This is a genomic window from Pikeienuella sp., from assembly GCF_046290545.1.
Taxonomy (GTDB): Bacteria; Pseudomonadota; Alphaproteobacteria; order Rhodobacterales; family Rhodobacteraceae; genus Pikeienuella.
Genome location: NZ_JBKAGV010000014.1, coordinates 29,604 through 46,565 on the forward strand (window position 1 = coordinate 29,604; position 16,962 = coordinate 46,565).

At 67.1% G+C, this 16,962-nt stretch carries 31 protein-coding genes; 10 read left to right on the forward strand and 21 right to left on the reverse strand.

Annotated elements, in window-relative coordinates; all coding sequences use genetic code 11:
* The first annotated feature begins 109 nt into the window (after positions 1-109).
* Positions 110-307 carry a heavy-metal-associated domain-containing protein gene (locus tag ACE37J_RS11700; RefSeq protein WP_409711429.1) on the forward strand — a complete coding sequence of 66 codons (198 nt, stop codon included), beginning with the start codon at positions 110-112 and terminating at the stop codon, positions 305-307.
* Positions 308-324: 17 nt separating this feature from the next.
* On the opposite strand, the gene ACE37J_RS11705 is transcribed toward ACE37J_RS11700, so the two are convergent.
* From ACE37J_RS11705 to ACE37J_RS11805, 21 genes are all read right to left on the reverse strand, one after another.
* The gene (locus ACE37J_RS11705) at positions 325-786 is read right to left on the reverse strand and encodes a DUF411 domain-containing protein (RefSeq protein WP_409711430.1); all 462 of its coding nucleotides are present in this window, start codon (positions 784-786) and stop codon (positions 325-327) included.
* Positions 787-811: 25 nt separating this feature from the next.
* Entirely contained in the window at positions 812-1,261 is a 450-nt protein-coding gene (locus tag ACE37J_RS11710) for a c-type cytochrome (protein ID WP_409711431.1), read from the reverse strand.
* Positions 1,258-1,689 (reverse strand): copper chaperone PCu(A)C, encoded by a 432-nt coding sequence (locus ACE37J_RS11715; RefSeq protein WP_409711432.1) that lies wholly within the window; start codon positions 1,687-1,689, stop codon positions 1,258-1,260. The genes ACE37J_RS11710 and ACE37J_RS11715 overlap by 4 nt, the downstream gene beginning before the upstream one ends.
* A gap of 56 nt (positions 1,690-1,745) precedes the next feature.
* A complete protein-coding gene (locus ACE37J_RS11720) occupies positions 1,746-2,468 on the reverse strand; it encodes a copper resistance protein B (protein ID WP_409711433.1) in 723 nt (240 codons plus the stop codon).
* The gene (locus ACE37J_RS11725; protein ID WP_409711434.1) at positions 2,461-4,176 is read right to left on the reverse strand and encodes a copper resistance system multicopper oxidase; all 1,716 of its coding nucleotides are present in this window, start codon (positions 4,174-4,176) and stop codon (positions 2,461-2,463) included. The genes ACE37J_RS11720 and ACE37J_RS11725 overlap by 8 nt, the downstream gene beginning before the upstream one ends.
* Before the next feature lie 65 nt (positions 4,177-4,241).
* Positions 4,242-4,793, reverse strand: coding sequence for a cupredoxin domain-containing protein (locus tag ACE37J_RS11730; protein ID WP_409711435.1), 552 nt, complete (start codon positions 4,791-4,793; stop codon positions 4,242-4,244).
* 765 nt (positions 4,794-5,558) lie between these two features.
* Positions 5,559-5,813, reverse strand: a complete 255-nt coding sequence (locus ACE37J_RS11735; RefSeq protein ID WP_409711436.1) for a hypothetical protein — start codon at positions 5,811-5,813, stop codon at positions 5,559-5,561.
* A 20-nt stretch (positions 5,814-5,833) separates the two neighbouring features.
* Positions 5,834-6,301 carry a hypothetical protein gene (locus ACE37J_RS11740; protein WP_409711437.1) on the reverse strand — a complete coding sequence of 156 codons (468 nt, stop codon included), beginning with the start codon at positions 6,299-6,301 and terminating at the stop codon, positions 5,834-5,836.
* Positions 6,302-6,317: 16 nt separating this feature from the next.
* Complete coding sequence (locus ACE37J_RS11745) at positions 6,318-6,758, reverse strand: hypothetical protein (RefSeq protein ID WP_409711438.1); 441 nt, start codon at positions 6,756-6,758, stop codon at positions 6,318-6,320.
* Positions 6,755-6,961 carry a hypothetical protein gene (locus ACE37J_RS11750; protein ID WP_409711439.1) on the reverse strand — a complete coding sequence of 69 codons (207 nt, stop codon included), beginning with the start codon at positions 6,959-6,961 and terminating at the stop codon, positions 6,755-6,757. The genes ACE37J_RS11745 and ACE37J_RS11750 overlap by 4 nt, the downstream gene beginning before the upstream one ends.
* Positions 6,958-7,548, reverse strand: coding sequence for a hypothetical protein (locus ACE37J_RS11755; protein ID WP_409711440.1), 591 nt, complete (start codon positions 7,546-7,548; stop codon positions 6,958-6,960). The genes ACE37J_RS11750 and ACE37J_RS11755 overlap by 4 nt, the downstream gene beginning before the upstream one ends.
* An 86-nt stretch (positions 7,549-7,634) precedes the next feature.
* Positions 7,635-8,060 carry a hypothetical protein gene (locus ACE37J_RS11760; protein ID WP_409711441.1) on the reverse strand — a complete coding sequence of 142 codons (426 nt, stop codon included), beginning with the start codon at positions 8,058-8,060 and terminating at the stop codon, positions 7,635-7,637.
* Positions 8,061-8,128: 68 nt separating this feature from the next.
* A complete protein-coding gene (locus ACE37J_RS11765) occupies positions 8,129-8,422 on the reverse strand; it encodes a hypothetical protein (protein ID WP_409711442.1) in 294 nt (97 codons plus the stop codon).
* Positions 8,419-8,625: a hypothetical protein gene (locus tag ACE37J_RS11770; RefSeq protein WP_409711443.1), complete on the reverse strand. Its 207-nt coding sequence runs from the start codon at positions 8,623-8,625 to the stop codon at positions 8,419-8,421. The genes ACE37J_RS11765 and ACE37J_RS11770 overlap by 4 nt, the downstream gene beginning before the upstream one ends.
* A complete protein-coding gene (locus tag ACE37J_RS11775; protein WP_409711444.1) occupies positions 8,622-9,263 on the reverse strand; it encodes a hypothetical protein in 642 nt (213 codons plus the stop codon). The genes ACE37J_RS11770 and ACE37J_RS11775 overlap by 4 nt, the downstream gene beginning before the upstream one ends.
* Positions 9,260-10,207, reverse strand: coding sequence for an AAA family ATPase (locus tag ACE37J_RS11780; protein WP_409711445.1), 948 nt, complete (start codon positions 10,205-10,207; stop codon positions 9,260-9,262). The genes ACE37J_RS11775 and ACE37J_RS11780 overlap by 4 nt, the downstream gene beginning before the upstream one ends.
* A complete protein-coding gene (locus ACE37J_RS11785; RefSeq protein ID WP_409711446.1) occupies positions 10,208-10,966 on the reverse strand; it encodes a DUF2312 domain-containing protein in 759 nt (252 codons plus the stop codon). It lies immediately after the preceding gene.
* Positions 10,963-11,547, reverse strand: coding sequence for a hypothetical protein (locus tag ACE37J_RS11790; RefSeq protein WP_409711447.1), 585 nt, complete (start codon positions 11,545-11,547; stop codon positions 10,963-10,965). The genes ACE37J_RS11785 and ACE37J_RS11790 overlap by 4 nt, the downstream gene beginning before the upstream one ends.
* Position 11,548: 1 nt before the next feature.
* On the reverse strand, positions 11,549-12,160 hold the full coding sequence (locus tag ACE37J_RS11795; RefSeq protein WP_409711448.1) for a hypothetical protein: 612 nt from the start codon (positions 12,158-12,160) through the stop codon (positions 11,549-11,551).
* 10 nt (positions 12,161-12,170) lie between these two features.
* On the reverse strand, positions 12,171-12,572 hold the full coding sequence (locus tag ACE37J_RS11800) for a hypothetical protein (RefSeq protein ID WP_409711449.1): 402 nt from the start codon (positions 12,570-12,572) through the stop codon (positions 12,171-12,173).
* A 14-nt stretch (positions 12,573-12,586) separates the two neighbouring features.
* Entirely contained in the window at positions 12,587-12,931 is a 345-nt protein-coding gene (locus tag ACE37J_RS11805; protein WP_409711450.1) for a helix-turn-helix domain-containing protein, read from the reverse strand.
* 811 nt (positions 12,932-13,742) lie between these two features.
* Between ACE37J_RS11805 and ACE37J_RS11810 the strand changes: the two genes are divergently transcribed.
* Genes ACE37J_RS11810 through ACE37J_RS11850 form a run of 9 tightly spaced genes read left to right on the forward strand, consistent with a single transcriptional unit; the run spans position 13,743 to position 16,878 of the window.
* The gene (locus tag ACE37J_RS11810; RefSeq protein WP_409711451.1) at positions 13,743-14,210 is read left to right on the forward strand and encodes a hypothetical protein; all 468 of its coding nucleotides are present in this window, start codon (positions 13,743-13,745) and stop codon (positions 14,208-14,210) included.
* On the forward strand, positions 14,204-14,509 hold the full coding sequence (locus tag ACE37J_RS11815; protein WP_409711452.1) for a hypothetical protein: 306 nt from the start codon (positions 14,204-14,206) through the stop codon (positions 14,507-14,509). The genes ACE37J_RS11810 and ACE37J_RS11815 overlap by 7 nt, the downstream gene beginning before the upstream one ends.
* 3 nt (positions 14,510-14,512) lie before the next feature.
* Positions 14,513-14,809, forward strand: coding sequence for a hypothetical protein (locus tag ACE37J_RS11820; protein ID WP_409711453.1), 297 nt, complete (start codon positions 14,513-14,515; stop codon positions 14,807-14,809).
* A gap of 46 nt (positions 14,810-14,855) precedes the next feature.
* Complete coding sequence (locus ACE37J_RS11825) at positions 14,856-15,185, forward strand: hypothetical protein (RefSeq protein WP_409711454.1); 330 nt, start codon at positions 14,856-14,858, stop codon at positions 15,183-15,185.
* 2 nt (positions 15,186-15,187) lie between these two features.
* On the forward strand, positions 15,188-15,589 hold the full coding sequence (locus ACE37J_RS11830) for a hypothetical protein (RefSeq protein ID WP_409711455.1): 402 nt from the start codon (positions 15,188-15,190) through the stop codon (positions 15,587-15,589).
* Positions 15,586-16,113, forward strand: coding sequence for a hypothetical protein (locus ACE37J_RS11835; RefSeq protein ID WP_409711456.1), 528 nt, complete (start codon positions 15,586-15,588; stop codon positions 16,111-16,113). Before ACE37J_RS11830 ends, ACE37J_RS11835 begins: the two co-directional genes overlap by 4 nt.
* Positions 16,110-16,370, forward strand: a complete 261-nt coding sequence (locus ACE37J_RS11840) for a hypothetical protein (RefSeq protein WP_409711457.1) — start codon at positions 16,110-16,112, stop codon at positions 16,368-16,370. The genes ACE37J_RS11835 and ACE37J_RS11840 overlap by 4 nt, the downstream gene beginning before the upstream one ends.
* Positions 16,367-16,639: a hypothetical protein gene (locus ACE37J_RS11845; protein ID WP_409711458.1), complete on the forward strand. Its 273-nt coding sequence runs from the start codon at positions 16,367-16,369 to the stop codon at positions 16,637-16,639. The genes ACE37J_RS11840 and ACE37J_RS11845 overlap by 4 nt, the downstream gene beginning before the upstream one ends.
* A complete protein-coding gene (locus ACE37J_RS11850; RefSeq protein ID WP_409711459.1) occupies positions 16,636-16,878 on the forward strand; it encodes a hypothetical protein in 243 nt (80 codons plus the stop codon). The genes ACE37J_RS11845 and ACE37J_RS11850 overlap by 4 nt, the downstream gene beginning before the upstream one ends.
* The last annotated feature ends 84 nt before the right edge of the window (positions 16,879-16,962 follow it).

The following is a 16,962-nucleotide window of genomic DNA, read 5'->3' on the forward strand; positions in this document are numbered from 1 at the left end:
CTCCCATCATTGGAAGGTCAATGCCCCGGGCGAAGATTCTTTGATGCTTGACCTTGCCATGGTGGGAAGCCCCATCTGGCGAGATGGAACGACGTCACAGGAGGTCTCCATGAGGTTTCAGATCGAAGCGATGCATTGCGGCGGCTGCGCCCGCGGGGTGACGGCGGCGATCCGCAGCGTCGACCCTGCGGCCTCCGTCGAAGCCGATCCTCCGAACAGGATCGTCGAGGTGACGACCAGCCGGCCGCGTGCGGACCTCGTCGCAGCCTTGGAGCGCGCAGGCTTTCCCCCCGCGCCCGAGGCCTGACTCCGGATCTCGGCCGGTCAGGTGTGACGCGCGAAGATCTCCCATCGGCCCGATGCGTCGAAGGCGATGGTGTCGAAGGGCTCGCGCGCGTCGCCCATCTCCATTCCCGGCGAGCCGACCGGCATGCCGGGCACGGCGAGACCGATCAACTTGGGGCGAAGGGCGAGCAGACGCTTGACGTCGTCGGCGGGGACATGACCCTCGACGACATAGCCCCCGATTTCGCCGGTATGGCAGGATGTGAGCTCGGGCGGCACGCCGGCGTGGATCTTCACCGCGTCGAGGCTCGCCTGGTCCATGTCCCGCAACTCGACGTCGAATCCCGCCGCCCGCATGTGCGCCGCCCAGGCGCCGCAGCAGCCGCAGGTTGGGGATTTCGACACGACGAGCCGCGGAGCGGAGGTCGCGAGGGCGCCCGACGCGGAAGCGGCAAGCGCCGCGGCGGGCATGAGGCCCAGGACAAAGCTTCGTCTCAGCATCGTCAGTCTCCTTGTCTCGCCGCTCTCAGCGGACTTCGTCTTCGGTGCGCGCCGCCTGGAACGCCCGCATCTCGGGCGACCAGGATGCGCGGATGAACGCGAGCACGTCGCGGATCTCTGCGTCGGAGAGGATGTCTCCGAAGGCAGGCATTCCGCTCACGACGCCACCCACATCCATGCGCCGGAGCGTTTCGGCGCCGCCGAGCCGCACATAGTCGAAAAGCAGCCGGTCGCCATGATGCCATGTGTGGCCGCTATCGTCATGCGGCGGGGCGCGGAGCGAGCCGTCGGGGTTCGGATTCCGCCACTCTGCTTCGCCTTCTAGCCCGGCGCCGTGACAGGACGCGCAGTGCTCGGCGTAGAGCGACGCGCCTCGAGTCACGTCGGGCGCGGCGGGTCCGCGGATCGCGAGGAAGGCAGCCCCTGCGACGCCGGCGATCGCGACAGCCGGAGCGAGGCGGCGCGCCCGGTTCAATGCACGTCCGCCTCTCCCGTCGCCGAGCCGCGTCGAAAGACGAGTTCAAAGGGGACGTCATCACCCGGACAGACCGCTTCGCGAAGCCCGGTGAGGCGCGCGACGAGATGCGACGTCGTGAAGTCCAGCGTCTCGTCGGGGAGCAAGGCCATGCCGTCCGCGACCGTTTCCTCGCCGTGATGCGACCGAAAGACAAGCACGCCGCCCGCCGCGAGCGGCGATGTCACCCCGACCAGCCATTGGGTTTCGGCGGTGTTGTTGTAAAGACGGAACGAGAGGCGGAGATCGGCCCCGGCGACTGTCGGCGCCGCCGTCGCCCGCTCGATCTCCAGCCCGGAGACGGTTTCAGTGGTGACGTCCGCGGCGGGTAAGGTCGGCGCCGCGAGGACCGCCAGCGCCAGAAAGTAAGGAAGATGGTGAGGTTTCATGTCGTCCTCGTCGGATCGGAGGGTCCGCCCGCGACGCAGGGCCGCGGGCGGAAAGGTCAGAAGAGGATGCGGGCGCCCGCGACAAAGAAGAGATCGTCGCGGTTCCCGCCTGAGGCGCGGATGCGGTCCGCCGTCTCGCCGAGCGCGAACTCGTAGTGGACGCCCACGTAAGGAGAGACGAGACGGTCGATCAGGTCGTAGCTGAGCCGCGCCCCCACCTCGACAGTCGGCGCGAAGGCGCCGAAATCCCGGCTCGCATCGTCCGAGAGCGGCAGCTCGATCTCCAGGCTCGGCGTCAGGATGAGCCGGTTCGTGATCAGGCCCTCGTATTCGATCTCGAACCGGACAGAAGGATCGTCCGACACGAAGAGATCGAGGTCGACCTCGAACCATTGCTGGGCGAGGCCGTGAAGGCCGATCACACCGTCCACCCGGTCGTTTCCTTCCGGCGTCTCGACCCTGACGCCGGCGACCGCGTCGAAGAACGGGGTCACCGGAACCGCGATCCGGAACTGGTTCTCGAGCGACTCGAACGCGTCCTCGCGGAGATCGTATTCGGCCTCGCTCCGCAGCACGAATTTGACTTCGTCCGTGCCGACGAACGCGTCGAAATCCCAGGCGAGAATCTCGGTCCCGTCCTTGAGGCGGATCTCCGCCTGTTCGGCGGAGACGCCCCAGAGAACCATGGCGTGGGGCTCGACGGCGAAAGCGCCGGCGGGAGTGAGCGCCGGGGAGAGAACCCCGGCGCAGATGAGGACCCGCTTCACCGCTTCACCCATGCTGCGCTGCGGTCAAGGCGGGCGCCGGCGCCGTCTCCGGCCCGCCCTCCACGACGACCTTCCGCATCATGCCCGCCATGTGGTGATACATCAGATGGCAGTGGAACGCCCACTGGCCGGGCGCGTCCACCTCGGTCTCCATATAGACGACCGTGCCCGGATTGACGCTGACGACGTGCTTGATCGGGTCGCGCTCGCCCGAGCCGGTGTCGATGATCGACCACATGCCGTGGAGATGCATCGGATGCGCCATCATCGTCTCGTTTACGAACTTGAAGCGCACCCGCTCGCCGTATTGCAGCACGATAGGGTCGGCGTCCTCGTATTTGACGCCGTTGATCGACCACATGTAGCGCTCCATGTTGCCGGTGAGACGAAGCTCGATCTCCCGCGTCGCCTCGCGATCCGGATAGAGCGGCTTCGCGGCCTTCAGGTCGGAATAGGTGAGGAACTTGCCTCCGTCGGCTGCTGTCGGCGTGAGCCCGGAGCCGCCGGCGTAGAACGGGTCCTCGCCCGGCCCGCCCATGATCGTGCCGTCCGGCATCCGGTGCGCGCCCGGCGGCAGGTCCTCATCCTTCATCTCGCCCATCGCGGAGTGGTCCATATCGGCCATCGCCATTTCGTCATGCATGCCCGCCATCGCCGGATCGAGCGCCATGTCGGCCATGGTGAGGAGCGGCGGTTCGCGGAGCGCGGGCAGGTCCGGCGCGGCGAGGCTTGCATCCGATGTCAGCACGCCCCGCGCCATCGCCACACGGCCGACGCTCTCCGCGAGGATGTTGAAGGCGCCGGGATCGGTCGGCCGCACGATCACGTCATAGGTCTCGGCGACCGCGATGCGGAACTCCTCCACCCGGACCGGCGTGACGTTGTTGCCGTCCGCCGCGACCACGGTCATGTCGAGGCCGGGAATCCGGACGTCGAAATAGGCCATGGCGGAGGCGTTGACGAAGCGGAGCCGGATGCGCTCGCCCGGCGCGAATGCCGCTGTCCAGGGCGCTTCGGGCGCCTTGCCGTTGATCAGCGGGCGGTAGCCGTGCACGTCCTCGATGTCAGTCGGCATCATCCGCATCTCGCCCCATTGCGACCGGTCGGCGAGCGCGGCGTCAAGGCCCTCCTCGGAGGCGTCGTCGAGGAAGTCGAGCAGCGTGCGCTGCTGCCGGTTGTAGTAGTCCGGCATCTGCTTGAGGTTCCGCATCACCCGCTCGCCGCTGTGCGGATGGAGGTCGGAAAGCAGGACCACGTACTCGCGGTCGTAGCGGAAGGGCTCGCGCTCCTTCGCCGCGATCACCAGCGCGCCGAAGGCGCCGTTCGGTTCCTGGAGGCCGGTGTGGCTATGGAACCAGTAGGTGCCATTCTGCACGATCGGGAAGCGGTAGGTGAAGGTCTCTCCCGGCGCGATGCCGTTGTAGGAGATGCCGGGCACGCCGTCCTGGTCGTAAGGCAGGATCAGGCCGTGCCAGTGGATCGAGGTGGATTCGGACAGGTTGTTGGTGACGTTGATCTCCACCTCCTCGCCTTCCTCGAAGCGGAGCTGAATCGGCTCGTTCGAGCCGTTGTAGCCGATGCCGGCGCGGGTCACGCCGCCGACGTCGAAGGTCACGCGGTCCACACTGATGTCGTAGGTTCCGGCCGTCGTCCCGCCCGCTAGGGCGAGCCCGGAGGCCAGGCCGAGCGCGAGCGCCCGCAAGATCTGTCTCGACTCCATGTCGATGACTCCTTGTCTGAACTGGGGATGGGCGCGCGCCGTTTCCGGCGCGCGCGGCGCTCCGATCACTCGGTCAGGTTGAACGCGCCTTCCATGCCGGCCTCGAAATGGCCGGGAACCGTGCAAGCGAAGGCGATCTCGCCATTCGCCGGGAAGGTCCAGACGATCTCGCCGCTCTTGCCCGGCTCAAGCAGGACGGAGTTCGGCTCGTCATGCATCCCGTGCCCCATCGACGCCTGCATGGATTTGGCGACGTCGTGGTTGATGCGGCTGGCCTCCAGCACGCCGTGATCGACCATCATCTGCATCATCGGCGCGTGCTCCTCGAAGGAGTCGTAAGTGCCGATCTGGAACTCGTGCACGAGTTCGCCGTCGTTCTTCACGAGGAACCGGACGGTCTCGCCCGCGCTGACGGAGATGGTCTCCGGCACGTAGAGATTGTCGCGCATGACGACCTCGACGGTGCGGGTCGCCTTCGACTTGGCCCCGGGCTCGCCGAACGCGAAGGCGGGCTTGCCGTGGCCGCCGGCATGTTCGCCTGCGGCGAGCGCCGCTTCGCCGAGGCCGAGCGGGAGTATGATCGCGGCGAGCGCCGCGCAAAGCTGCTTCGTCTTCATCTTGATTTGATCCTGACTTCACGGTGAGGGAATCGTCACGCGTCTACGACGCGCGCGAATGGTCTCTTCGTCGTGAGGTTCAGGCTCGGGGAGGGGGAGGATCGAAGCTGTGGTCGAGGCCACTCGGAGCCTCGCCGGCCGGAAAAACTATCCGGGAGCCTACGCCTTCTAGCGAGACGAGGTCCCACCGGTCATCCGCCGTGCGCGCCGCGGCCCCGCATATCGCCGCCGGGCAACAGGAGACCAGCTCCGGCTCGGCATCGCAGCTCACCGAAGGATGAGCCGAATGTCCGCCCATGTGGACTCCGTGATTCGAAGCCACGCCCGCGCAGTCATGTGAAATCTGACCTGTTTCATGGTGCGTGGAGTTTGCCATTGCGGCATGCCCCGCCCCGAGCGGGACGAGCATCGAGACCAGCAGAAGGAGCGCCAGCACGATTCTCATGCAAGGAATGTGGGTGCGATCGACAGGCAAGTCAATTCATGCGGATGCCGCCAAGGCATTCGCTTGCGACGGTTTCAGATAACCGGCTCGTTCTTTGCCTGACTCATTGTAAGCCTCATCGCTGCAAGGCGCGCCGCGTCCGACCCTTCCCTATTCGACCATTTCTTGATGCTGGAAGACCCTCGGTAGGCGCGGAGTGTGCTCCATCCGCTTCCCGAGGCGCTGCTAATCGTGCACTGCAGTGTGATAATGGGGCGAACGATTTGTTGTAGATTGAGCGCTAGGCCCGACGGAAGTTCAGCTTTCTGCCGCGGCGTCCGTCATTCGCTCGGGGCGCGCCGGTTAATGAACTTTGCCATCACGTAGTACATCCCGCATCGGCGAAGGAGCAGCCGCCAGCTTTGCGATCTGCAGTCGATCCCCCAATGCCCCCAGGTCCCGATGGAGGGTTCGATCTCCTCATACACCGAGGGAGACGCGCGCTTCTCGATGGCGCGGATGGAATGATTGAGATGGAAGTCCGCCGACTCCCATCCGGCGAACACGGTCCAATGATCCACAATGGCCCGGGTCACGAACAGATCTCAGGCGCTCTTCATTGCGGCGCTCCGAGAAGCGGAGGCGTCCTGCCGGTGGCGTAGGCGTCGGCAATCCGAGAACCGAGGTGCTGGCAGACCGTCATGCCGTCCGGCATCACCACATGCGCCATGAAGGCCTGCTCAAAGGTCTCGACCTCGTCCGCAACCGAGACCATCTTCGCCTTCACGCTCATCAGCAGGACGCGCCAGATCCGGTCCGTCTCCCGGCGGATGGCGTTTTCTCGTTGCGACGGGCTCCGGAGGCGCTCCCGACCGTCCCGACTCCACTTCTCGTCCTTCGGGTTCGGAAGCGACGCCCGGATCAGAACGCGCCGCTTCTGCGCCTCGAATGCGACGGTGGCGCATCCGTCCATCTCTCCGATCATCTGCCCGGTGGCGCCAAACTTCTCGAGCAGGCGGGCAAGCTCGCCCATGGTCTTGGCCTTGGAGACCACCGTTCCGTCAGCAAAACTGCGAAGGCTCATGCGCGCTCCTCCTTCGTCATTCCCGGAGCCCGAAGCCGAGGGGATGGTAGAGCCCCCACAGGTGATACATGTCGGCCGCGTCCACGATCTCCGCCTTCGGCGGATAGACCTCGATGGCGGTCACCGTCGGGCCGAGAAGCTCTTCCTTGATCCGCTGCGACTCCCGCCATGTCGGTCGCGCGCCGCTGCAGGAACTGATCGCCAGATGGATGAAGCTACCGATCACGCGCCGCTCGAGACCCGCGAAGGCGTCGTTGCGGTGAATCCATTGCATCTGGTCGCCCCATCCCGTCGATCCCGTGCCTTGCGGCAACCGGATCGTCCGCCAGGGCCCCCACGCGCCGGAGCACCGGGCGCGCCGCTCAATGGAGAGCTGCCGCTGGCGCTCGCGGCGCGGTATGCCCGGCAGGGGAATCCTCGGGCGGATCGGATGCGGATCGACCCTCGCGCCGCTCACCGCCCCGTCTCCGCTTCGGGCCGGCGCGCGATCTGACGCTTGAGGCGTTCGTAGACCGCTTGCGTCACGTAGATCGTGTCCCGGTGATAGACCGCCTCCCGCTCGGTCACGATCTCCTCGCGCCCGGAGACCGGATCCACGACGCGATGGCCGGGCTCGACCTGGACGACCGTCATGGAGCCGAAGGTGGTGAGGTGCTTCATCCCCATGCGATCCTTTTCGGATCGTTGAGGCCGCGCTCGAGTCGCCAGACGAACCAGGCGAAGTAGTGCCGCGGCGACTGGTCAATGCGCGGATCGCCTGTCTTCTCGCGCCAGATCGGGCGCTTGACGATCTCGATCTTGAGATCGAAGGCAGGGTGATCGTGGACGAGCGCGGCGCGGCGCTTGCCTGTGCCCCATTCCGAGCGGTTCAGGCAGGCCACGACGCCGCCCTCGGCCTGCGCGAGCAGCGAGATCGCGCGCTCGCAATGCTCCTCGGCCTTGTCGAACGGCGGGTTCATGACGATGGCGCGGACGCCATGCGGCAACGAGGTCTGGTCGAGGAAATTGTAGCCGACGCCGATATAGGGCGCGCCCTGGACCGGATCGTATTCGTGGAGGTCGGTGGCGAGGACGCGAAGGCCGCTCTCGATGAGCTCCCGCGCCAGATGTCCCGCCCCGGCGTGCGGCTCCCAGACGGCGTTCGGGATCGCGACATGCCGGCGCAGCACGTCGATGAAGTTCCGCGCCTCGAGACTGAAATAGCTCTCGTTCGGCCAACGCTCGAAGCGGTGGTGCCCGGTCGCCATCGGCCGGTCGCGGCGCCGCCACGCCCCTGTCTCGAAGTCCCGGTCGAGGCTCGGGGCCCCGGGGTCAGGAAAGAGGCTCCGCATGGCTACTCCCACAGGTCGGGCGCGATGGTCATGAACGCGAGCGCGATGGCGGTGACGACCAGGCCGGCGCTGAGAGCCACGCCGACCGCCATCATCAGGCGCATCCAGATCGGACGCTCCATGCGCCCGACGTCGTGCTCTTCGCCGGGAAGGAGGGACGCCTCGTCCTGCCCTTCGACGAGCGGCTCCGGCGGACGGTCAAGTGCAGGCGGCGGCGCGGCGCGGCGCGACGCCTCCCACGGCGCTGGAATCCGGAAGCTGGTCGCGGTCAGGCAGGTGTCGACCGGCCCGTCGGTCGCCTGGCGAAGGTCGAACTCGACGCGGCCCGAAACCAGAATCCGCAGCCGGTCGCCGAGGTTGAGGGAGACGTCCACTCTGGTCATCATCCAGCCGGGCATCCCCTCCGCTTCGGGCGGGAGTTCTCGCATGTGGTAGCGGAACCCGAGCGCCCGGGCGGTCCTTTGCCCGAACGTCGGCGTTCGGTGCATCGCCCCGTTCACGCCGCGGCCCGGTCGAAGAGGTCGGCGGGATCGAAGAGCGGGGTCGACGGCGTGTCGGAGAAGCGCGCCGACAGCCATGCGTCGAAGGTCCGGAGACGCTCCTCGGGCTCCATCGCGGTGATCCGGTCGCCGTCGGCGCCGCATGTCGTCCAGAGGATCCACTGAGCGGCGAGCCAGCCGAGATAGTCCCGCGCCTGTCCGCCGCCGGTGGCGCCTTTCCAGATGCCTACGCGGAACGATCCGCGCGCCAGCGTGGCCTCGTGCCGAAGGTCCTGCTCCGAGTAGATCACTGCTGTTCTCCGATGCTGATCGCCGTCGCCTCGCCCTCTCCGAGCGAAATCCATCGCTCCGCCGCCACCTGATCGACCGGCGTCCGGCCCCAGGCCGCGAGTCCGAACTGGTTGTCGTCGCCGATCGCGATCACGACGACGCGCTTCGCCCGGAGGTCGAGCCCGATGGTCTCTGCGGCGGCGGGGCTGATGGCCTTCATCATTCTCCGAGGTCTCCCTGCATCAGCGGAATGAGGCCGCCCTGGGCGTCCTCCATCTCCATCTGGTGAACGATCTGCCGGGCGAGCCGCGCATCCGACTTGCCCTTTCCGTGCAGCTCCATGCGGGTCATGAACTCGCGGACCATGAGCGGATCGTCGACCATCCGGCGCGGAGCCAGCGCGCCGCTCATCTGGCGCCTGGCCGAACGCACGGCGCGGGCGTGCTCGGCGGCGAGGCGGCGCGCGGCGCCGTCCGTCATCGCCTCGGTGATGTCGAGCGCGACGGTGGTGACGAAGGGATGCGCGAGACGCCGCTCCTTCCGGCCGTCCTCATCGGTCACCATGATCGGCCGCCACTTGTGCATGATCTCCGGCAGGCGACGCTCGAAGGCGTCGACGCGCCCGTCGAAAAGGGCCAGCCTCCGGAGCTCGTGCTTGTCGTCTGGCAGCGTGCCGATGGGGTCGCATCGGAGCGAGGCGAGCCAGAGGTTCATCGCGTAGAAACCGATCTCCGGCGCGACCTTCCGCCAGAACGACGACTCGAAGAGCTGCGAGATGTAGACCGGCGCCCAATGCAGGTTCGGGAACCGCATCCCCTTCTTGAGGGGATAGACGTCGCCGAGCTCCGTCTCGATCTTCATCGCCGTCTCAAGGGCGTGACGACGCCGGTGCGCGGCTCCGGGCCAGACTCCTCCGCGTCCTCAATGTCGGCTGCTAGCGGCAACGGCCAAGGGATCGTCGGGAGCGCAGGATCGTCGGCCCCGAGCGACCAGAGACGCGGGCGCCCGTCCCCGGGCGCGGGCTCCACGGCCGCGATGGCGCGGAGGATCGTCGCTTTTCTGTCAAGCTGCCAGCCGAGCTTCGGCCCGATCACGATGGACCGCTTCACGCTCTCGCAGAGGCCGCGGATCAATGACGGACTCGCGCCTTCGAGCGCGGCTGCGAGCGCGGCGAGGGACCGCTTCGGCAGTCCCCAGGGCGCCAGATACCGGGAAACGATCTGGCGCCGCCCGCGCGCGTCGGGATGCGCGATCTCGATCTGGAGCTCGAACCGCCGCCAGATGGCCTTGTCGATCTGGCTGGCGTGGTTGCAGGCCGCGATCACGATCCCTGGATGGAGCTCTATCCGGGCCAGCATCGTCCCGATCATCTCGTTGTGCTGGAGGTCCGCGCCCTGCCGCGCATCAAGGCGCAGCGTTGCGAGGCTCTCGAACTCGTCGAAGAAGAGGACCAGCGGCGGATCGGTCCGCGCGAGATCGAAGACCGCGCCGAGGTTCTTGGCGCTCGCCCCGACCCAACAATCGACGATGCGCTCCGGCCGGACGGCGGCGAGGGTCATGCCGAGCCTGGCGGCGAGATGATGCGCCAGCGTCGTTTTCCCGACGCCCGGCGGGCCGTGAAAGAGCGCGCGGCGGCGGGGCGTCAGCCCCGCCGTCTTGAGCTCCTCGCCGCTCCATATCTCCGTGAGCCATTCGGTCAGCGCGCCGGAGACGGAGCGCGACAGCACCGGCTCGATCGCCTCGGAAGGCTCAAGGAGATCGGCATAGGCCGAGAGGCCGCCGGGTCGGGAGACCATGCGCGCCATTCAGTCCTCGTCGTCGTCTTCGGCGCCGCTCTCGAGGCGCCAGCCCATGTCCCATTTCGGGCGGCGCGGATCGTTATGCGGGAAGGGATTGGCGATGATCGGGCGGTCCTGCCGGAACGCCTGGCGCCCCGCCTCTTCGGCCTCGTCCTCGGACATGCCGGCGACCGCCGGATCGAGCTCCTTGCCCTTCTTCTTCCGCCGCTTCGGCACGGCGCCCTCCGCCGGCTCCATCGCCTCGGGCGGCGGCTCGTCGTCTCCGAGCGCGCCCTCGATGGTCCCGATGTCGCCGCTCGCGGTGCGGAAGATCGTGACGGTCCGCCCCTGCACGGTGACCTGGATGGAGCCCTCGTTCGGCGCCAGCTGTTTCAGGGCCTCGACGACGCTGTCCATCGCGTTCTTGTCGACGCCGGCGTTGTTCACATAGGCGAAGAGCGGAAGATCGCCCGTTCGCATCCCCATGGCGCCGAGGTAGAGATCGCACATCGTCTCCTCCTCCTGGCGTTCGCTCGGAGATTTCTTGCGCATCTTGATGAGCCAGCGGACGTATTTGACGTCGAAGCCGCGCGAGGACATGGAGGCGTAGATCGACCTGATGTGGTCGGCGAGATCGTCCTTCTCCGACTGCGCGCGTTCGATCGCGTCGATGAAGGTCCGGAGCTCCTTCGCATGGAGCCGGTTCGACGTGTTCGGCGGCGGCGCCGGCTCGCCCGGAGGCGGTTTCCCGCCCGCCTTCTTGTCCTCGACGACGTCGTCCTTCATGGCGCGATCCTTTCGGGTTCGGGATGGGTGCGGCAGGGAACGATGAGACCGAAGCCGACGGGCGCGGCGATCCAGCCGATCACGAAGCCGCGGACGTTCCGGTCGTCCTCCATGAGGCGCATCTCGACGGCGGCGTCGACATAGGCCTTCACGACGTTGTCGACGTCCGCGCCGCTCTCGGGCGCGAGGAGGCCGAGCTCCACCGGACCCCTGACCATCACGCGCGGTCCGGCCTGCATGATCGCGATGCACTGGCGATTGCGCCACGCCCGGTATTCCGGGCTCTTCACGCGCCCGCCGCGCTCCCTCCCCGGCAGGCCGGCTTTCAGCATCTCCTGCGCCTCCGCCCGCGTCAGAACGCGCGTCTTGCCTCGTCCCTGGCCGACGACGGTGGCGGCGACGCCCGCCGCTCCCGGCGACGCGGCGCGCGCCGTGTTCAGGAAGGCGTTGTTGAGCGAGAAGGGCTCGATGAGCGGAAACGCCGTCCCGTCGAGTCGCCGCGCTGTGATCCATCCGCCTGCGACCGCGAGAAGCGATCCGGGCGCCGCCGCCGCCGCCTCCTCGAGAGCGGCGGGGTCCATGTCAGGCGAGGTCGCCGAAGACGAGCTCGGTGATTGTCCTGGGCGGCGCCAGCGGCTTGCTCGGCGCCGCGTCGAACGCCTGTCCGAGGACATAGGCCTCCAGTCGATCCGCGCGGCGGCGGAGCTCGTCATGGAACGCCTGCGGGTTCAGCGCGTCGTAGTAGATCGCTTCGGGCATGTGCCCGTGCAGCCAGTCCCAAAGATCGTCCGTGTCGAGCCACGGCGCGCCTTCCATCACGTCGGCGCAGAGGAGGCCGCTCCGGAAATTGTTGATCGTGCGGAGTCCCGCTTGGTCGTCAGGGTGAACCTGTCCGACCGAGAGCTTGATCGGGGCAAGGGACTGATGCGGACGAAAGCCGAAGGTCTTCGCCATCACGGCTCCCGAAAGGCAGACATGGCACTTGAAGCCGACGCCCGCCTCGCCCGCCTCGGCGATCTCCCAGGCCGACGCCGAAAGGCCTTCGATGCGCGGCTCATGCCAGGTGCGCATGTCGATCACGTAGCGCGGGTCCGCCTCGCAGAGCGCGAGGTCGCGCAGCGCGTGACGGATCAGGAGCCAAGGCTCGCGCGGCAGGATGCGCCCCGGAAGCTCGGTGCGAAAGACGTCGAACATGGCGATCTCCTCAGTCGCAGGTGATGGTCTTCGGCTCGTCGGGGTCTCCGACCTCGAATTTCAGGGCGCCGTCCATGAACCGGCCCACCAGGGCGACTTGCGGACGGAAGCGATCGACGGAGCGGTCGGCCGGGCCATGCGCCGCGATCCAGGCGGCGACGCCGATCAGGAGCTCGCGCACGCTGAACCGGCGGCCTGGGGTCCTCCACCGGGTCGTCTCTTTCTCGCCGAGGCGTTCCATCATCAGGAGCGCCCCTTCGCGGAGTCTCATCACGAAGAACGGCCACGCCTCATCCTCGAAGCGGATCGTCCGCGCGATGCGTTCGTGCTTTCCGCAGAGCAGCAGCGAGATGTCGAAGGGCGCGACGCGATCCGCGATGAAGGGTTTCGGCTTGCGATGTCTGGTCGTCATGGGCCCTCTCCGGGTCAAGCGTCGGCTTTCGTGCGGCTGGAGCGCCTCGCCGGCGCAGCGGCGGGCGCAGCGGCAGGCGCGTCGACTGGAGCCTCCTCGGCGACCGGACGCGGCTGGATGCGGCGGCTGTCGATCCATTTCCGCACGTCTTCCGGCCGGAACCGGAGCATATTGCTGAAATCGTAGCAGGGCGGGCCCTCGCCCCGCCGGACCATCCTGCGGATCGTCTCCTTGTTCATCATCACGAGCGCCGCGACCTGCTCGGTCGTCAGCCACTCCGCGGCCGGCGCGTCGGGATCGACGACGGCGTCCGATTCGAGATCGTCATCGGTCTGAGCGACAATCGCTTTCCTCGCCATCGCGGCCTCCCCGTTCGTCGTAGTCGCTGAACATATACCGTCAGTAGGCTTTTGTAGGCAATCAAATTAGCGGCGAAATCAGCGAGGAATCGCAAAGTCGCAAACGCGACGGAGCCGCGCCTTGCCCGATTGCCGCGCGAATCACTCTCTTGGCGACCGTCGGCGCGTTCGCTTCCCACGCCATGGCGGCTGCGGGTGTGATCTTTCTTTGTTCTCACGGAGGATTGTGGCTGAGACCGAAACTGTAACATGATCCGTGATGTTGCGGTGGCGAAGAGAGTCGTCGGCAGTGCGTTCGGTCGCCGAAACGGTGCGACAGTAGCCAAACGTGGAGCGCGGTATCTCCGGCGACGTTTCGACTTGTCAATCGTCGATCCTGTGAGTCATGGGGATGACTTCGCCTGAAGCCACGCCCGTCAAGACCCGATCCTGTGAGTCATGGGGATATCTTGGCGGCGCTTGTTCGCGTTTCGTGATGAAGTAGATTGTTTCCTCTCGGATCGTTATGTGGCGCCTGCGAAAATGCGAATTAGCCGCCAACTAATTGGACCTAAGTCATTGAAACTCTTTTCCCGCGCGCGACAAATACAAATCTAGATAAACCCCCCTTACCCCCCTTCAACCGAATCACTTGCGGCAAAATTGCAGACAGACGCTTCACGTCGGACTTGCATCGCAGTCTGTTCGGTGATCCTCTGCCGACAACGGGCTCATGTCCGGCAATCACAAGTGACCACAGGCTTGTTCCATGATTTTGCTCTCCTGCGCTCAGGCGCTCGACGCTCCCGTGACCTCCCGGACCTGACGCGCGATGGTCATGCTCAACTTTCAGCCCCGTTTCGTCGATCCGATCCGACAGGGCTCCAAGCGCCAGAGCATACGACTTGAGCGCCATCGCGATCCCCGCATCGGCGAAAGCCTCCAGCTCTACGTCGGTCTCCGGACGAAGCGCGCTAAGAAGATCCTCGACGCCGATCCGGTCTGCAATGGCGTTCACCCGATCGAGATGCTTGTCTCCGGATTTCCGAAGCCTGAGAGCGGTCAGCCGAGCATGGTCCGCTTTCGGGAGACCCTTCCGAGCTGGTTGACGGAAACGACGACGTTCGTCCTGGGCGACGGCGTGGGGGAATGGATCGAGATCGACGAGGCCTTTGCGGTGCGCGACGGTTTCCGGTCCGTCGAGGACTTCGAGACCTTCTGGCAGGAGCAGCACCGGCCGAGCTCCGAAATCGAACCGTTCGGGCGCATCCGGTTTTCAGGGAACCTGATCGAATGGTGACGCAACCGAAGACGCCTTCGCCAAAGCGCCCGATCAACGACGCCTGGGAGAAGTTTCGTCTCATGGTCATTCCGGACAAGGCCTCGGCCGTCCAGATCGCCGAGATGCAGAAGGCGTTCTACGCCGGCGCGGCGATCCATCGCTCACTCCTCATCAACGGCGTGTCGGACGAGGATGAGCCGACCGAAGCCGACATGGCGCTGATGGAGCGGATCGACGCCGAATTGAGAGAATCGGGCTTGTCCTTCGACATCGAGATGGCCCAACGGCTCACGTCCTCCCTACCACCACGGAGCTGACCCATGAACGTCCGAACCTCTCCCGATCCCAACTATGTACGCGAGGCCATAGACGCGCAGCCGTTCTGGCGGGCCGCGTTCGCCCTCTCTGAGATGTGGAACGACGAGGCCCCGATCGGCTGGTCCGCCTATGGCGACGAGGCGCAGCGCATGATCCGCGCCGCGGCCGACGCCGCGGCTCTGCGTCGCGCGCCTGCCGCAGCTCCCGACGTCATCGACGACGTCGTGAAGGCGATCAAGGCGGGCGAGCGGAGCCCGAAACCCGAAGCCGCTTCAGGGGAGGACGCCCTCTCCAACTGATCGACGTCGTTGTCATCTCCCCCTTGCGACGAAAGGAGAAGCCAAGATGCCGTTGACGCCACAGCAGGAGCTCATTCTCGCGGACGGAGGAATCGTCCGCCTCAGACGATCAGACCGGTTCGCAGATTTCTTCCCCTCGCTCGATTTCTCCGAAAAGCCCTTGGACCGATGCCCCGCATTCGCGCTGAACGACGCGGTCAGGAACGGCCTCCTCCAATGCGTCAAGGCCGACCACGGCGCCCGCATCTGGCGCCTCGCTCCGGCCCGGCGATCCGATCCCGAACCGATCGGCCCCGAGCCGCATCCCTCTCGAACAGCCCGCCGCCCCGCCGTCGAGTCCATGGCGGTCGTCGGCGACGACATCGGATGGCGCTGATCATGACCGCGCTCACCCCGACCCCCGACCCCGGCCCCGTCTCGCAGACCATGGCGAACCTTCTCTCCGGCGCGGCCAGAACGGCCACCCTCGCCGCCGAAACCCTCAAGATGATGGTCCGCCTCGGCGCCGTCGTCAGGACCGTGCCGAAGTTCACCGCCCTGCCGAAGAGCGCGCCGATCCCCGAGATGTTCCGACCCCACGCCCTCGGCGACGCGGAGCTCATCGCCCTCGCGATGCTGCTCGACGCCGATCCGCGCGTCCGGAAGATCGAGACCGATCTGGACGCGGAGATCGCGGCGGTGGGCGAGGCGATCCCCTTCCTTGATGTCGCCGCCATCGCCGACGGCTACATTGCGGCGCGGCGGCGCCCAGGGCGAGCCTCCGGCGACGGCGCGCAATGACGAAGGCCGAACGTCAGCCCAAGGACGCGCCGCGCGACGAGGCCGAGGAACGGCGACCCCTCGTCGTCCATTGCGGGCATTGCAAGCACGAATGGCCGATAGTCTGGCTCCCGATGGAGATCAGCCGCGTCGGTCGGATCATGCAGAACGGACATTGCCCGAACTGCGCGTCGACGCTCCTGCGCGTCGGCCTCCGCCGCGCCTACGAGCCGTTCAGGGACGTCCAGGCGCTTCTGCGGGCGCGGCGCGAATCCGCGCATGAAGAGCTCGCGCTCCTCGGCCTCGTCGATCTCGGCTTCGGACTGGTGACGCGAACTGAGTCGGTCCGCGAGGTCGAGGTCTCGCCCGACGACGAGCGCGCGGTGGTGATCCAGCTGCGCGACGCCGCCGTCGTCCTGCGCGGGCGCGAGCCTGCCGACAGGGATGAGCTCTACGTCGACCTCTCCGCGCGGCTCGAGAGCGCGCGACGGATCCTCGCGGACGCGCGAAAGACGGAGGCGCGGACGGAGGGCGAGGCGTCATGACCCCGGTCCCGCCCGGCTACGTCCGTCTCGATCGCGCCCGCATCGTCCGCGTCGCGGCGATCATCAATGTCATGGTCGATCCGGCCAGCCCGGAGCGGGTCCGCATCTCGCTCAACACCGGCCCTGTCTTCGACTTCCTGCCGGAGGCGCACGAAACCGCCGAGGCCTGCATCGCGCGCGTCCGCGAGGTCATACAGGACGCGGACGCGGTGGCCGAAACCGCGACAGCCGCTCAGGCCGAAGGATCTAGATCATGAGCGACCCGACCGAGCGCATGGGCCCGATCTTCGCCGCCTTCGTCTCCGCCCGGACCGGCCCCGCGCAGAACCTCGATCCCGAGACCGTCGTCGAACTGATCCGGATCGCCGAGACCACCGGCGCGCTGAACCGCCTGGCGGACGCGGCGGATCGTCTGGCGGCGGCGTTCGAGCGCGTCGCCGCGCTCGTGGAGAGGGCGGCCGACGACGACGACGCTCGAGCCCGGGCGCCCTTTCGCGATGATCTCGCGGGCGGGCCGCGCCGATGAACGACAGGAGTGGCGAAGGAACCATCCTCGTCCCGCAGCGACTCGGATCGCGGACGCGCGAGCCGGAACCGGCAAGATCGGACGCTCTCGTCGCGGGGCTTTTCGACCGGCTTCCGCCGCCCGGATCGGTCTGGCCCGAGCATGAGCGTCGGCGCTGGCTCTCCGCCGCCGAGGCGATCTTCGACCTGATCTATCCTCCGCCTGACGATGAGCCCGTTCGCCCGAAGCCCGTCGAATAGCGCGCCCGGCGCCCCCCGGCGCCGCCCCCCGCCGGACCCCGCGCCAGCGCGGCGGAGCGGGGCGCCTGATAGGGGCGCCGGGCG